This is a genomic window from Streptomyces prunicolor NBRC 13075 (assembly GCF_000367365.1).
Classification (GTDB): domain Bacteria; phylum Actinomycetota; class Actinomycetes; order Streptomycetales; family Streptomycetaceae; genus Streptomyces; species Streptomyces prunicolor.
Genome location: NZ_BARF01000139.1, coordinates 1 through 15,445, shown reverse-complemented (window position 1 = coordinate 15,445; position 15,445 = coordinate 1). Strand labels below are relative to the sequence as shown.

9 protein-coding genes are annotated in these 15,445 nt (G+C 72.7%); 3 read left to right on the top strand and 6 right to left on the bottom strand.

The window, feature by feature from the left end; translation table 11 throughout:
- The first annotated feature begins 30 nt into the window (after positions 1–30).
- From eccE to SPR02S_RS50900, 3 genes are all read left to right on the top strand, one after another.
- Complete coding sequence (eccE, locus tag SPR02S_RS50910; RefSeq protein WP_078623260.1) at positions 31–1,365, top strand: type VII secretion protein EccE; 1,335 nt, start codon at positions 31–33, stop codon at positions 1,363–1,365.
- Positions 1,362–2,078, top strand: coding sequence for a hypothetical protein (locus SPR02S_RS50905; protein WP_019064771.1), 717 nt, complete (start codon positions 1,362–1,364; stop codon positions 2,076–2,078). Before eccE ends, SPR02S_RS50905 begins: the two co-directional genes overlap by 4 nt.
- A gap of 380 nt (positions 2,079–2,458) precedes the next feature.
- Positions 2,459–5,419 (top strand): SCO5717 family growth-regulating ATPase, encoded by a 2,961-nt coding sequence (locus SPR02S_RS50900; protein WP_019064770.1) that lies wholly within the window; start codon positions 2,459–2,461, stop codon positions 5,417–5,419.
- A 76-nt stretch (positions 5,420–5,495) separates the two neighbouring features.
- Here the strand turns inward: SPR02S_RS50900 and SPR02S_RS50895 are convergent, their stop codons facing one another.
- The 6 genes from SPR02S_RS50895 to infB form a co-directional block, all read right to left on the bottom strand.
- Complete coding sequence (locus SPR02S_RS50895) at positions 5,496–6,455, bottom strand: bifunctional riboflavin kinase/FAD synthetase (RefSeq protein ID WP_019064769.1); 960 nt, start codon at positions 6,453–6,455, stop codon at positions 5,496–5,498.
- A 139-nt stretch (positions 6,456–6,594) separates the two neighbouring features.
- On the bottom strand, positions 6,595–10,401 hold the full coding sequence (locus SPR02S_RS50890; protein WP_106437181.1) for a trypsin-like peptidase domain-containing protein: 3,807 nt from the start codon (positions 10,399–10,401) through the stop codon (positions 6,595–6,597).
- 298 nt (positions 10,402–10,699) lie between these two features.
- Positions 10,700–11,605 carry a tRNA pseudouridine(55) synthase TruB gene (gene truB / locus SPR02S_RS50885; RefSeq protein WP_019064767.1) on the bottom strand — a complete coding sequence of 302 codons (906 nt, stop codon included), beginning with the start codon at positions 11,603–11,605 and terminating at the stop codon, positions 10,700–10,702.
- Positions 11,602–12,057, bottom strand: a complete 456-nt coding sequence (rbfA, locus tag SPR02S_RS50880; RefSeq protein ID WP_019064766.1) for a 30S ribosome-binding factor RbfA — start codon at positions 12,055–12,057, stop codon at positions 11,602–11,604. The genes truB and rbfA overlap by 4 nt, the downstream gene beginning before the upstream one ends.
- An 88-nt stretch (positions 12,058–12,145) precedes the next feature.
- Entirely contained in the window at positions 12,146–12,439 is a 294-nt protein-coding gene (locus tag SPR02S_RS50875) for a DUF503 domain-containing protein (protein ID WP_019064765.1), read from the bottom strand.
- 136 nt (positions 12,440–12,575) lie between these two features.
- The coding region (gene infB, locus SPR02S_RS61390; protein ID WP_078623264.1) for a translation initiation factor IF-2 at positions 12,576–15,445 on the bottom strand (2,870 nt) is incomplete at its 5' end.

Below are 15,445 nucleotides of genomic sequence, written 5' to 3'. Positions count from 1 at the left end.
GAGTTGTGAGTAAAACGGGGGGATGGAGTGATGGCTTCCGGAACGCGGACACGGTCTCGTGACCGGTCGCGGACGAGGGGCTCCGGGACACCCGGGCCGGGGTCCGCGCAGCCGCCGTCCGCGGCGGGCGCATCGCCCCAGGGACCGGGCGGACTTCATCTCAGGACGCGCCGCGGACAGGGCGGGGCATTCCGGTTGCAACGGCTCGTCCTGCTGGAGCTCGCGGCGGCCGTCCTCCTCGTCGGCTGGGCGATCGCCCCGATGGCGCTGGTGCCGGCGGGTGTCGTCGCCGTGGCGCTCGTGCTGCTCGCCTTCGTCCGGCGGCGCGGCCGCTCCCTGCCCGAATGGATGGGCACCGCGCGGGCGTTGCGGGCGCGGCAGAAGAGCGCCGCGAACACGGAGACACCGCCGGGCACCGAGCCCGGTCTCGCACCGACCGTCGAGTGCGACCCGACCCTGCGGACCTACTCGTACGGCGGCCGGGACCGGCGTCCGATCGGGCTGATCGGGGACGGCACCTTCGTGACCGCCGTCGTACAGGTCGAGGCCGATGTCACCGCGCTGCGGGCCGACCGGAACCGGCAGCCGCTGCCGCTCTCGCTGGTGCGGGACGCGCTCGAAGTGGACGGTATCCGGCTGGAGTCGGCGCAGCTCGTGCTGCACACCCAGCCCGCGCCCGCGCTGCACCTGCCCCAGCACTCGGTGGCCGTCACCAACTACGCGCCGCTGCAGGAGCAGACCGGCGCCCCGGCGGTGCGCATCACCTGGATCGCACTGAAGCTCGACCCCGAGCAGTGCCTGGAGGCCGTGGCCGCGCGAGGCGGCGGCCTCACCGGAGCGCAGAAGTGCGTCGTGCGCGTCGCCGACCATCTCGCGAGCCGCCTCACCGGTGCCGGCTTCCGCACGACGATCCTGAACGAGGAGGAGCTGACCGCCGCCCTCGCCACCTCCGCCTGCGCCAACCCCCTGGTGACGGCGGAGGCCGGACGGACCGACACACGGGAGCGCCGGACCGAGGAGTCCAGCCGGAGCTGGCGCTGCGACAACCGCAGACACACGACGTACTGGATCCGCCGCTGGCCCCAACTGGGCGGTCGCGGCCCGTCGTTGCCCCAGCTGATCGCCCTGCTCACGGCCACCCCGGCGCTCGCCACGACGTTCAGCCTCACGCTCGCGCGCGGGGAGCGCCAGGAGGTGTCGATGTGCGGGCACCTGCGGGTGACGGGCCGCAGCGACGACGAACTGGTCGCGGCACGGCGCGCGTTGGAGGGCGCGGCACGGCACACCGGCCTGGCATTGGCCCGCCTCGACCGCGAGCAGCTCCCGGGTGTGCTCGCCACCCTGCCCCTCGGAGGTGCCCGATGACCGCGCTGACGATGCTGCGCAGCGGCCTCGGCCTGATCGGTCCCCGCCACGGACGGCATGTGCTCTCCCCCGAGCAGGTGGACGCGCTCGCGCTGCCCATCGGGGACGACGGCGTCGTGATCGGCGTCGACACCGAGGGACAGCCCGCGGTGCTGGGCCTCAACCGGCCCACTCCGTACGACGTCGTCCTCATCGGCGGGCTGTGGACCGCGCAGGTCATCGCCCTCAGAGCGGCGGCCACCGGTGCGCGCGTCGCCGTGGAGACCGGCCGCCCGCAGGCCTGGATGCAGATGGTCCACGCCATGGGCGGCGGACAGAACGGCCTGGCGGTGTACGACGTGGGCCGCGTCCAGCCGCAGGGTGCCTCGGCGGGCACACCCGTGCTCGTGGTGCGGGACTGCGGCATGCGGCCACCGCGCGGGCGGGTGGTGTCCGGGCCCTGGCAGTCGGTGCTGACCCTGCTGCCGTATCTCAGTCCCGTCGCGCCTCGGCTCATACGGCAGGCGCGGCTCGTCGGGGTGCAGCGGATCTCGCCGGACGAGGCGGCGGAGCTGGGCCGCGCCATGGCGCTCCCCCGGGCCGACGTCGACTCCCTGCCCACGCTCCCCGACGGCGTCACGCTCTGGTGCGGCGACCGCGACCGGCAGTATGTGATGACCCAGCCCACGGATGCCGAGATCGGATTGTTGGGTACACCACGCAGGATGGACTGAACCGGCGGACCACCGACCGAAGTTGAGTGATTCAGCCCGTTTCGCCCCTTCTTCCCCAGCGGATGCGCGCCACTATCTCCCGTTTTGCGCAACGGGGCGGTGGGCACATGTGCCGGTTCCGGGCGTCATGTGGCGCGTTGGACGGACGCGGAGAGGTGGACGGGCCTGCCGTGAGGTTGCTTGTGGTGATTAGGCTGGGACCGGGCGCCGCGTCAGGGCCCGCGGCCGGACCGGCAGCGCTTCGGGGGACGGGCCGGGCGGATCCGATCGATTCGGGCCGCCGACCGACCGTTCCCGACGCTTTCGGCGGACCGGGCCCGTACGACACGAGCGGTCGCCCCAGCACGACATGAGGGTGCTCGACCACACCAGGAGGAATTGTGAGCAGCGATCGGGACGGGATCCGCGGGGGCTGGGCCACGCCCGGCGATGACCAGCCCGACGACGAGTCCGCCATCGAGATGACGGGCGAGTTCACGATCGACTACGCGCCGCCGGCCTGGTACACGCAGAACTCGTCCGGCGCGTCGGGCGCTTCCGCGCAGGCCTCGCCGCCTCCGACTCCGGCGAACGGTACGGCGACACCGCCCCCGGCGCCTCCGGTCGGACCGTCGTTCACGGTGCCTGTGCTGCCGGACAACTCCGGTTTCCAGCCCGGCTGGGCACCGTCGGCCACGGTTCCGCCGCCCGCGGTCCCGGCCGAGGAGGACTCCGAGAACGGCGACCTCGTGAGCGGCGCGACGATGCGGATCTCTTCCGCCGCCCTGAAGCGGGAGATCACGGAACGGGGTGCGGGGCCGGACAGCACGCCGGAGCACGGCGACACGGACCAGGCCAACGCGGAAACCCCGGCGGCTCCGGCTCCGGCCGAGGGTTCCGTGGGTGACGAAGGTTCCGTGGAAGGCGCCGAAGGCTCGGATGCCGGTGCCAGTGCCAGTGCCGGTACTGGTGTCGGTGCCGGTGACGCCGAATCAGGCTCCGGGGAACCGGAGTTCGAGCCCGAGGTGCCGGATGCCGGTGTCACCGAGGGCACCGATGCCGCCGAGGTGAGCATCCAGGACGAGGACGCACCGGTCGCCGACACGGACACCGAGGACTCCTCTGCTTCCGCGAACCCCGCCGAAGGCGAGAGCACCGGCGACGCCTCCGCGTCCACGGCATCCCCCGACACGGACCCCAGCGCCGCCCAGACCGACGCCCAGGCGGATGACACGGCGAGCGACACGACCGACGACGCAGCTGGTGACCTGGCCGGCGCTCCGGAGCACGAGCCGAGCAACGCCGACGCCACAGCGCCCACACCGCCCGAGGCCGACTCCCCTCAGGCCCCTCAGGTCCCTCAGGGTGACGCCCCGGCCACCGGTGCCCCCGGCGACGTACAGGAAGCCCCTCCCGCCTGGACTCCGCCGCCGGCCCCGCAGAGCGGTGTCCCGCCGTTGCCGCCCTCGTACCAGCCCGCCGCCCCGGCCCCGGCCGACCACTGGCCGGCACAGCCTCAGCCGCAAGGCCAGGGGCAGGGCCAGCCTCACCCCCAAGTACCGCCGCAGCCCGTGCCGTTGGACGCTATGGCGCCCCCGCCGCCCGTGCCACCCGTACCGCAACAGCCCGTAGCGCCCCCGGCCCAGCCGCCGTTGCCGCCGCAGCAGCAGCCCCCGTTCCAGCCGCAGGCACCGCAACCCGCGCCGGCCGCCTGGAACGCACCGCCGGCGCCGAACACCCAGGGCGGCTACGGCTTCCCGCCGCCACCGGCACAGCAGGCCCAGCCCCAGCCCGCCCCCAACGCGCCGAACCAGCAAGGCGGTTACGGCTTCCCCCCTGCGCCGGCACAACAGGGCCAGCCCCACCCCCAGAGCGGCTACGGCTTCCCCCCGGCGCCCCCCGCGCCCGCACAGCAGGCCCAGCCCGACGCACCGCAGCCCCCGCAGGCACCCCAGCCGCAGGCGCCGCCGCCCACCCAGCCCCCGGTCGACCCCCGCACCGGCGCCGCCTGGCCCCAGCCCATTCAGCACGACCAGCGGCAGCCGACCAACCCCGGTGCCGCGCCGCTGGGTTACACCGCCGCCGTGGAGCTGTCGTCGGACCGGCTGCTCAACAACAAGAAGCAGAAGGCGAAGAGCGGTCGGCCCGGTGCCGCGCCCTCGCGGTTCAAGATCGGCGGCAAGAAGGAAGAGGCCGAGCGGCAGCGGAAGTTGGAGCTGATCCGCACGCCGGTGCTGTCCTGCTACCGGATCGCGGTGATCAGCCTCAAGGGCGGTGTCGGCAAGACCACGACGACCACCGCGCTCGGCTCCACGCTCGCCACCGAGCGCCAGGACAAGATCCTCGCGATCGACGCCAACCCGGACGCCGGCACCCTCGGCCGCCGCGTGCGCCGCGAGACCGGCGCCACCATCCGCGACCTGGTCCAGGCGATCCCGTACCTCAACTCGTACATGGACATCCGCCGGTTCACGTCCCAGGCGGCCTCCGGTCTGGAGATCATCGCCAACGACGTCGACCCGGCCGTCTCCACCACGTTCAACGACGAGGACTACCGGCGCGCGCTGGACGTGCTGGGCAAGCAGTACCCGATCATCCTCACCGACTCCGGCACCGGTCTGCTCTACAGCGCGATGCGCGGTGTGCTCGACCTCGCCGACCAGCTCATCATCATCTCGACGCCGTCCGTGGACGGTGCGAGCAGCGCGAGTACGACGCTGGACTGGCTGTCGGCGCACGGGTACGCGGACCTGGTCTCGCGCTCGCTCACGGTCATCTCCGGTGTCCGCGAGACCGGTAAGACCATCAAGGTGGAGGACATCGTCAGCCACTTCGAGACGCGCTGCCGGGGTGTCGTGGTCGTGCCGTTCGACGAGCATCTCGCCGCCGGTGCGGAGGTCGACCTCGACATGATGCGGCCGAAGGTCCGGGAGTCGTACTTCAACCTCGCGGCACTGGTCGCCGAGGACTTCGTCCGGCACCAGCAGATGCACGGCCTGTGGACGAGCGACGGCAACCCGCCGCCGGTGGCGGCCCCGCCGATGCCGGGCCAGCAGGGCTACGCGGGACAGCAGGGCTACGCGGGACAGCAGCCGCCGTACCCGGGCCCGCAGCCCGGCCAACCCGGGCCCGGCCAGCCGTACCCCGGGCAGCCCGGCCAGTACCCGCAACAGCCCCAGCCCGGACAGCCGTACGGTCAGCAGCCCTACCCCCAGCAGGGTCAGCCCCCGGCGCAGCAGCCCGCACCGCCCTACCCGCAGCACCCGGGGCAGCAGCAGGCCCAGCCGTACCCGCAGCACCCCGGCCACGCACAGCCCGGTCAGACCCCGCCCCCGCCCCCGCCCGCACCCCCGCAGCAGTAATCCCCACCGCCGAACGCGAAGGGCGGCCGGTGCTCACAAGCACCGGCCGCCCTTCGCGTCGTAGAAAGAAGAACAGCTACCCGGCATCCCCGGTATCCGCCGAGATCAGTTCCCTGCATCGCTTCACGTCCTGGGCGATCTGCTCCAGCAGGCCCTCCAGCGAGTCGAACTTCGCCTGGCCGCGCACGAACGCGAGGAAGTCGACGGCGACGTGCAGGCCGTACAGGTCGAGGCCGACGCGGTCGATCGCGTACGCCTCCACCGTGCGCTCGGTGCCGTCGAACTGCGGGTTCGTGCCGACGGAGATCGCGGCCGGCATGGCCTCGCCCTCGACGTGGAGGTAACCGGCGTAGACGCCGTCCGCCGGGATCGCCGTGTGGGGCAGGGTCTCGACGTTGGCCGTCGGGAAGCCCATTTCGCGACCGCGCTGGGCGCCGCGCACGACGACGCCCTCCACCCGGTGCGGGCGGCCGAGAATCTCGCGGGCGCCCTCGACGTCGCCCTCGGCGACCAGGCGTCTGGTCAGTGTGGAGGAGAAGGGCTCGCCGCCGCCCGCCGCACCGCTCACGTAAAGATCCACCACCTCTACCTCGAAGTCGTATGTCCTGCCCTGCTCGATCAGAAAGGCCACATTGCCCGCGGCCTTGTGGCCGAAGCGGAAGTTGGGGCCCTCGACGACCGCCTTCGCGTGCAGCTTGTCCACCAGGACCTTGACCACGAAGTCGGCCGGGGACAGCTTCGAGAACTCTTTGGTGAACGGCAGGATCAGCGCCGCGTCCACCCCCAGCTCGGCCATCAGTTCGGCGCGGCGGTGGTGCGGGGCGAGCAGCGGCGGGTGGCTGCCCGGGCGCACGACCTCGCTGGGGTGCGGGTCGAAGGTGACGACGACCGAGGGAACGCCCAGCTCACGGGCGCGCTCCACGGCATGCCGGATGATCAGCTGGTGCCCGCGGTGGACCCCGTCATAAGAACCGATGGTGACGACACTGCGCCCCCAGTCCTCAGGGATGTCCTCCAAGCCACGCCAGCGCTGCACTGTGACCGCTCCTCATCGAACCCGTGTCCGTATGTAGACCTGTGTCATTGACCTCTTACGCAGGTCTAAGGGTGCCATGCCGGGGGCCTGTGGCCCGCATCGGCCTGGAGGCTGTGACCGGGCGCACGTACCGAAGCCGCTACGCGGGAACCCCCACCCCGGCCAGGTTCTCGATCATGCGCCGCGTGCTGGGTCCGACCACCGCGGCCCAGTCCTCCGGGGTGTCGGCCAGCCAGCGGGCCATCAGCGCGGCGAAGCCGGGCACGTGGCGGCCCAGGTCGACGAGCCCGCGGTCGAAACGGGTCGCGCCCGCGGGGGTACGGACGAGCAGCCGGCCGGTGCGGTGGACGAGGTCGCGGATCTCGTCGTCGTCACGGCGGCCGGCCGTGTGCAGGAGTGCGTCCAGTACGGCGGGGTCGTGCTCGTGCGTGAGCAGGAACTCCAGGAGTTCGCGGCGCAGGGGGCGCGAGGCCGGGATGCCGGGGGCGGCGAGCACGGGGGCGAGGGCGGTGCGCGCCGAGGCCGGGCCGCCGTCCAGGAGGCCGGTGACCAGGGGGAAGAGGATCGCGCGGGCGGTGGGGCCGTGGTCGAGGCACCGGTCCACGTAGACGCCGAGGTGCGCCGCCGTCTCCGGCCACCGTACGGCGGTCTCGCGCACCAGGGCGGCGGCCCGGCGGGCGAGGTCCGGGGCCGTGACGTCGGCGAGGGTGCGGACGGCCTCGCTCGCGTGCGGTCCGTGCAGGCGGGCGCGGAAGGCCTCCAGGACCGGTTCGGGGTGGGTGGTCAGGGCGGCGGCCAGCGCGCTCGGCGGGAACTGCGGGTCGCCGGACACGAAGTGCCGTAGCGCCTGCGGGAGATGGCGGGCGCGGGTGTGTGGATCGCGGACGAGGAGGGCGAGCGCGCCGCCGTGCAGGGTGCAGTCGGCGGGGCGGGCCAGCAGGAACTCGGCCGCGTAGCGCAGGAGTTCGCGGTCGGCCTCGGTCCGTACGTGTGGTGCGGCCCGCAGTCCGTACGCCACCGCCGCCACCCGGCGCGCCGGCCGCTCGTCGTGCGCCCACCGGTCCACGGCCCGGCACACGGCCGACGGCTCCTCCTCGGCCAGTACGGCGAGAAGTTCGTCGGCCCGCCCGTGCGCACAGCCGACGAGCACCTCCGTCAGATCGTCCAGCGCCCGCCGCCGATGCGTGTGCAGCAAGGCCTGCGCGGCCGTCGCCACGGTCGCCTCCGGCGTCGCGGGCAACGCCCGCTCGTCGTCGAACCACCGGGTCAGCAGCGGCTGTACGACGGCGGGGTCCGCGGCGAGCAACTCAGCGGCGGCGTCCAGGAATCGGGGCTGTCCGGCGGTGTCCTGCGGGGGCCCATCGGCGAGCACGAGCCCCCGCAGCAACGCGAACCGCTCGACATGGGGCAGGCGCAGCGCGGTCCAGAACTCCGGCGCGAACTCCTTCGGTACGGCCGCCTGTTGCCGCCTCCGCGCCACCAACTGGTCGGCCAGCAAGCGCAATGCGTTGCCGTACGGCGTGGCATCGGGCACCCTTCGCAGCACCTCGGCGAGCAGGTGCGCGGCCCACCAGGAGTCCGGGTCGGCGTTCAGGGCGTCCGCCAACTCCTCCAGCCTGAGGGCCAGTTGATGGGTGACGTGTTGCCGGGCGAGGAGCAGCAGGGCCTGTACGACGGGGCCGATGCGGTGGTGCGGTACGGGGAGGGGGTGCCCGGAGCGTGGCGTCCTGGGCCGGTGCACCAGGGCGCGCAGGGCCTCATCGAGGTCGAGGTGCGTGCCCTGGATCCAGTCGGCCAACTCCTCGTGGGCGAACCGGTATCCGGTACCGGCCGGCACGAGCAGCCCTTCGGTGAGGACGGCGGACGCCCACCCGGTACCGCCGCCGAGCCGGGCCGGTGCGGGTCCCCACGGGAACACCGCCTCGAACGACTCCCGGTCCAACTCCCCCTGCCCCGGCCCGAGACTGCGCCGCGCGGCCTCGTGCACCTGCCCGGACACCTTCGCGGCGAGCCTCCGTACGGCGGTGCCGCGCAGCCCGTTCTCGGCGGCGAGCCGGACCGCGATCCGGAGGCACATCAGGTCGAGGTAGGCGGCGAACACGTCGTCCCGGTCGAGTTGGGCACCCGGGGTGGAGGGCAGCGCGGCGAGCACCTCGGAGAGAAGCCGGAGGGTGAGGGGGTGACGGGCGTCGGAATCAACGAGAACACCCTCCGGCACGGCATACGCTGCGCGAGCTCGGCGGGCTTCGTGCGGCCCAAGGTCCCCAAGCTGAACGCAGGCCGGGGTCACCCCCCTGGGGGCTGCGCCCCCCCAGACCCCCATCGGCCCTGAAGGGGCCTCGTCCTCAAACGCCGGACGGGCTGAAAAATACGGACCGGCGTCATCAGGCGCGAGCGCGCCGTAGCGAGCCGGATTTGCCGCGTCAGGAGCGGGCTCCCCGAAGAGAAACTCACCGACGCCGTCACCCACAGGCGCCCCGGAGCAATCCGAACCCGCCTCGCCAACCCCAGCCTTCCCCGACAAAGACCCGCCGTACAGCAACTCCCCCGGAAACCCCGCCCCCGCCCCTTCCCAGTACTCCGCCCGACACCCCACCACCAACCGCGCCCCGCTCCCCCGCAACCACTCCCCCGTCCCCCCGGTCCACTCGGCCAACCGGTGTGCCAGCACCGGCGGCATCTCCTCCGGCCCGTCGAGCAACAGCAGCAAGGGGCGGCCGGCGTCACGGGCGACCCGGGCCAGGCGTTCGGGGCTCACGTCGCCGAGGTCGCGGGAGCCTTCCGGCAGGGAGACGGACGCGGCGACGATGCGGGCCGCCCGTTCGACCGTCCTGCGCACCGCGTCCGCGACCGACGCGTCCCCGTCCCGCAGATCGGCGCCGCGCAACCACAGCGTGGGCGCCGGTTCGGCACCGCCGTTGCGCCGTGCGGCGAGCGCCGCGAGTTCCGTCGTACGGCCGCTGCCCGGTGCTCCGACGAGGCCCAGCACGGCGGCCGGGCTCTCGACGAAGGCGGCGAACTCCCGTACCAGCGAAGGACGTTCGACCGGCTCCACCACACACGAACCGTCGCCGTCACGGCCGGGACCGATGAACCCCGCCAGCGCCCCCGGCGGTCCGTCCGAGCCCACCGAAGTCGCCGTCAGTTCCAGGACTCCCGCCAGATTGAGGTCGGCGCCGTACGCGGGCACCGTCGCCGCGTTGCGGGCGAGGAGTTCGGTCAACGGGTCCCCGAAATCTCGGACTTGGCGCAGGGGTACCGCGAACCCAGTGTCCCGTTGGCCGGACTGCAGCGCCGTGCCGAGGACGCCGATCACCGCGCCGGTCGCGGCGTCCAGGACCGGGCCCCCGGCCGCTCCGCCACCCAGCCGCAGCGCGTCCCGCCCGGCCGTGCCGATCGCCAACTCCAGGGCGTCGTCGAGGAGATGGAAGCGGTCGGTGGCCGTGTAGGTCACGGAGGTCGCGCCCAGGAGGCGGGCCTCGCGCCAGCGGCCGGCGGCGACGCGTACGTATGTGCCGGTCTCGACGCGGTCCCGGACGGTGACCGGGAGCGGGTCGACGCCCAGGCCCTCGGTGCGGACGAGGGCCAGGTCGAGGGCGGGGAGAGGGGTCACCGCGTCGGCCGTCACGAGGCAGGTGCGGTCGCCCGCGGCGTGCAGGACGATGCGGGGCAGTCCGTCGACCGCTTCGTGGCTTGTGATCACCGTGCCATGGTGGTCGGCGACGAAACCGGTGCCGCGCGGGCGCCCGGCGAGGTCACGGATGCGCACCAAGGACTCGTCACCGGCAGCCGGGGCAGCCCCGGCCCCGGCCCCGTCAGCAGCATCGGGCGCCGCGCCGATCACGTCGCCAACAGCGGGTGCGGCGCCGTGCGTTGATCGCGCCGACGCCGGTGTGTCCTCCCGCGTCCGACGGCCGCCGCCCGTCCGCGGGCTCCGTCCCGCCATGGTCGAACCTCCCCGCCCGCCCCGCCGTACCCGTGCCCTGTGTTCGACGGTAGGCGTGTCGTGATCAGCGGGACAGATCGCGTGGTGAACGCGCCCCCTTCCGCTCCCTCGGTTCACTCCGAGCGCCTGCCCGGACGGGTGAATAGAAGCGGAGGGTTGGATACACCCTAGGGGTGGGGGAACCGAGGGGGGACCGTGGAGCGGCGGGAACGTAGACCCCGTGACCGCCGCTCCACGGGCGGGACTTGAGACCCCGCCCCCGCCCTGGCCCCGCCTTCGGCCCACCCCGGAAGGACGCTCAGGCGAAGACCGCGAGGCTCTTCGCCTTGCCCTTCTGTTCCTCCACGAGTGCCAGGAAGCGGCCCTCGGGGTCGAAGACGCCGACCGCGCCGGCGCCCGTGTACTCCTCGGGGATGTCCAGGCGGACGCCGTTGAGGAGGAGCTTCGCCCGACGAGAGTCCACGGACCAGCGTGGGAACGCGGCCTCGGCGGCCTCCGCGATCGGCATGACCGTCAGCTCCTCCTGGAGCTGCTCCAGGGTCCTCGCCGCGTCCAGCTTGTACGGGCCCACGCGGGTGCGGCGGAGGGCGGTCAGGTGGCCGCCCACGCCGAGGTCCTCGCCCAGGTCGCGGGCCAGGGCCCGGATGTAGGTGCCGGACGAGCAGACCACCGAGACCACCAGGTCCAGGACGGGGGTGCCGTCCTCGGCGACGGCGTCCCGGACGTCGTAGACCGCGAAGGAGGAGATGGTGACGGGGCGGGCGGGGATCTCGAAGTCCTCGCCGTCGCGGGCCCGTTTGTAGGAGCGGACGCCCTTGATCTTGATGGCGCTGACCTTGGACGGGACCTGCATGATCTGGCCGCTGAGCTTGGCGATCCCGGCGTCGACGGCGTCCCGGGTGACCTTCGAGGCGTCTGTCGACCCCGTGATCTCGCCCTCTGCGTCGTCGGTCAGGGTGCTCTGGCCCAGGCGGATCGTGCCCAGGTACTCCTTCTCCGTGAGAGCGAGATGCCCTAGGAGCTTTGTCGCCTTCTCGACTCCGAGGACCAGTACGCCTGTTGCCATGGGGTCGAGGGTGCCTGCGTGCCCGACGCGGCGGGTGCGGGCGATGCCGCGCATCTTGGCGACCACGTCGTGCGAGGTGAAGCCCGACGGCTTGTCCACGATGACAAGGCCGTCGGGCGTCGGGGTTTTCTCGGTCATTCGGCGGTGTCGTCCTCGTCGTCGTCCTCGTCGTCCGGCTTCTTGTACGGGTCCGCGTCACCCGCGTACGCGGCGCCCGCCGAGACCTCGCGTACCTTCTCGTCGGACTGCCGCGCCTTGTCGAGGAGGTCCTCGATGGTCTTGGCGGTGTCCGGGAGGGCGTCCGCGACGAAGGTGAGGGTCGGCGTGAACTTCACGCCCGCCGCGGCGCCCACCGCGGAACGGAGCACGCCCTTGGCGCTCTCCAGTCCGGCAGCCGCCTCGGCCCGCGCCTCGTCGTCCCCGTACACCGTGTAGAAGACGGTCGCCTCCCGCAGGTCACCCGTCACCCGGGTGTCCGTGATGGTGACGTGCGTGCCGAGCCGCGGATCCTTGATCCCGCGCTGCAGCTTCTTGGCCACCACCTCTCGGATGAGGTCCGCCAGCCTCTTGGCACGCGCGTTGTCGGCCACTGGTCCGTCTCCTTAGTAACTACGTCTTGCTGCAACTACGTCTTGCCGCTTGCTTCGCTCTTCGTCCGGCTTCGGTCTTCGTCCGGCTTCAGTCTTCGTCGCTGTGAAGTCTGCGTCGAACGGAGAGCAGTTCCACCTCGGGCCGCGCGGCGACGAGTCGCTCGCAGCGGTCCAGTACGTCGGTGAGGTGTCCCGTGTCCCCGGAGACCACCGCGAGCCCGATCTCGGCCCTGCGATGGAGGTCCTGACTGCCCGTCTCGGCCGCGCTCACCGCGTACTTGCGCTGGAGTTCGGCCACGATCGGACGGACGAGAGAGCGTTTCTCCTTCAGCGAGTGGACGTCGCCGAGGAGCAGGTCGAAGGACAGAGTCCCCACATACATGTATGTCCGGATGTCCCGCCGGTTCGGGGTATGGGCGCCGGTCTCGGACGCCGATACAGGAACCGTACACGCAACGGCCGGGGCCGATCGACGGAAATTCTCTCCGCCGACCGGCCCCGATCGCGTGCTGTGTCGATCAGCCGCGAGGCTTCTCGCGCATCTCGTACGTCGCGATGACGTCGTCGACCTTGATGTCGTTGAAGTTGCCGAGGTTGATACCGCCCTCGAACCCTTCGCGGATCTCGGTGACGTCGTCCTTGAAGCGACGCAGACCGGAGATGTTGAGGCTCTCGGCGATGACCTTGCCGTCGCGGACGAGGCGCGCCTTGGTGTTGCGCTTGACCTCTCCGGACCGGACCAGGACACCGGCGATGTTGCCCAGCTTGGACGACTTGAAGACCTCGCGGATCTCCGCCGTACCGAGCTCGACCTCCTCGTACTCCGGCTTGAGCATGCCCTTCAGGGCCGCCTCGATCTCCTCGATGGCCTGGTAGATCACCGAGTAGTACCGGACGTCGACGCCCTCGCGCTCCGCCATCTGCGCCGCGCGGCCCGCAGCGCGGACGTTGAAGCCGATGACGATCGCGTCGGAGCCGGTCGCCAGGTCGATGTCCGACTCGGTGACCGCACCCACGCCGCGGTGCAGGACGCGGATGTCGACCTCTTCGCCGACGTCGAGCTGGAGCAGCGAGGACTCGAGAGCCTCCACCGAACCGGACGCGTCGCCCTTGATGATGAGGTTGAGTTCCTGCACCAGACCGGCCTTGAGGGCCTCGTCCAGGTTCTCCAGGGAGAACCGGACTCCGCGCCGGGCGAAGTTGGCGTTGCGCTCGCGCGCCGCGCGCTTCTCGGCGATCTGACGTGCCGTGCGGTCCTCGTCGACAACGAGGAAGTTGTCGCCGGCGCCCGGGACGTTGGTGAGTCCGAGGACGAGGACCGGGGTCGAGGGACCCGCCTCTTCCACGTTGTCGCCCTTGTCGTCGAGCATCGCGCGGACCCGGCCGTAGGCGTCGCCGACCACCATGGTGTCGCCGACCCGCAGGGTGCCGCGCTGGACCAGGACGGTCGCGACGGCGCCGCGGCCCTTGTCCAGGTGGGACTCGATCGCGATGCCCTGCGCGTCCTGCTCCGGGTTGGCCCGCAGGTCGAGCGAGGCGTCCGCGGTCAGGATCACGGCCTCCAGCAGGCTCTCGATGTTGAGGCCCTGCTTGGCGGAGATGTCGACGAACATGGTGTCGCCGCCGTACTCCTCGGCCACCAGACCGAACTCGGTGAGCTGACCGCGCACCTTGGTCGGGTCGGCGCCCTCGACGTCGATCTTGTTGACCGCGACCACGATCGGCACGTCGGCCGCCTTGGCGTGGTTCAACGCTTCGATCGTCTGGGGCATCACACCGTCGTTGGCCGCCACCACGAGGATCGCGATGTCGGTCGACTTGGCACCACGGGCACGCATGGCGGTGAACGCCTCGTGACCCGGGGTGTCGATGAAGGTGATGCGACGCTCTTCGCCGTTGACCTCGGTCGCGACCTGGTAAGCACCGATGTGCTGGGTGATACCGCCGGCCTCGCCCGCGACGACGTTCGTCTTGCGGATGGTGTCGAGGAGGCGGGTCTTACCGTGGTCGACGTGACCCATGACGGTCACGACCGGCGGACGCGCGACGAGGAACTCCTCGCCACCCTCGTCCTCGCCGAACTCGATGTCGAAGGACTCGAGCAGCTCGCGGTCCTCCTCCTCGGGGCTGACGATCTCGAGGACGAAGTTCATCTCGTCCGCGAGGAGCTTCAGCGTCTCGTCGGAGACGGACTGCGTGGCAGTGACCATCTCGCCGAGGTTCATCATCACGCCGACGAGCGACGCCGGGTTGGCGTTGATCTTCTCGGCGAAGTCGGTGAGGGACGCACCGCGCGACAGACGGACGGACTGTCCGTTGCCACGAGGCAGCATCACACCGCCGACCGACGGGGCCTGCATGGCCTCGTACTCCTGGCGCCTCTGCCGCTTCGACTTGCGACCACGACGCGCGGGACCACCGGGACGGCCGAAGGCGCCCTGTGTGCCACCGCGGCCACCCGGACCACCGGGACGGCCACCGAAGCCGGGACGGCCACCGCCGCCACCGGCGGGAGCACCCGGACGGCCGGCGAAACCGCCGCCACCGCCACCCGGACCCGCGGGACGACCGGCGAAACCGCCACCGCCGCCACCCGGACGACCGGCGAAGCCGCCGCCGCCACCGGGACGACCGCCACCGGCACCCGGACCACCGGGACGACCGCCGCCGGCACCGGGACCACGGCCACCGGGGCCGCCACCGGGACGGGGGCTACCCGCAGCGGGACGCTGCGGCATCATGCCGGGGTTCGGACGGTTGCCACCGGGGCCACCGCCGGGACGCGGAGCGCCGCCCTGCGGGCGGGGCATGCCGCCCGGGCTCGGACGCGCGCCACCGGGAGCACCCGGACGGGCACCGCCCGCAGCGCCCTGGGGACGGGGACCGCCCTGACCGGCACCCTGCGGACGCGGAGCGCCACCGGGAGCACCGCCCGGACGGTCCTGACCGCCGGGACGCGGGGCACCGGGACGGGGAGCCCCGGGGCGCGCCATGCCGGTGGAACCACCGGAGGTGAACGGGTTGTTGCCCGGACGGGGACCGGCCGGACGAGCACCGGGACGCGCGCCCTGACCGGCCGGACGCGGGGCGCCCGGACGGTCGCCGCGGTCACTGCGCTCGGGACGGTCGCCACGACCCTGACCACCCTGGCCGGGACCGGCCGGACGGGCACCGCCCGGACGGGGGGCCTGGCCGGCCGGACGCGGGGCGCCCGGACGCGGGGCAGAGCTGGAACCGCCCGTAGAAGCAGGGGCGGCAGGCGCGGCCGGAGCCACGGGAGCCGCCGGGGGGGCGGTGAACTCGGGTGTGGTCGGCGCCGGCGAGGCCGGAGCCGGACGCGGCGCGGGCCGCGGACCCGGACGGGGGCCGCCGGCGGAGGCCGGTGCGG

Coding starts and splice junctions, on each gene's coding strand:
- SPR02S_RS50875 (WP_019064765.1), bottom strand. CDS start 12,439: ATGTATGTGGGGACTCTGTCCTTCGACCTGCTCCTCGGCGACGTCCAC.
- truB (WP_019064767.1), bottom strand. CDS start 11,605: ATGACCGAGAAAACCCCGACGCCCGACGGCCTTGTCATCGTGGACAAG.
- SPR02S_RS50905 (WP_019064771.1), top strand. CDS start 1,362: ATGACCGCGCTGACGATGCTGCGCAGCGGCCTCGGCCTGATCGGTCCC.
- eccE (WP_078623260.1), top strand. CDS start 31: ATGGCTTCCGGAACGCGGACACGGTCTCGTGACCGGTCGCGGACGAGG.
- SPR02S_RS50890 (WP_106437181.1), bottom strand. CDS start 10,401: ATGGCGGGACGGAGCCCGCGGACGGGCGGCGGCCGTCGGACGCGGGAG.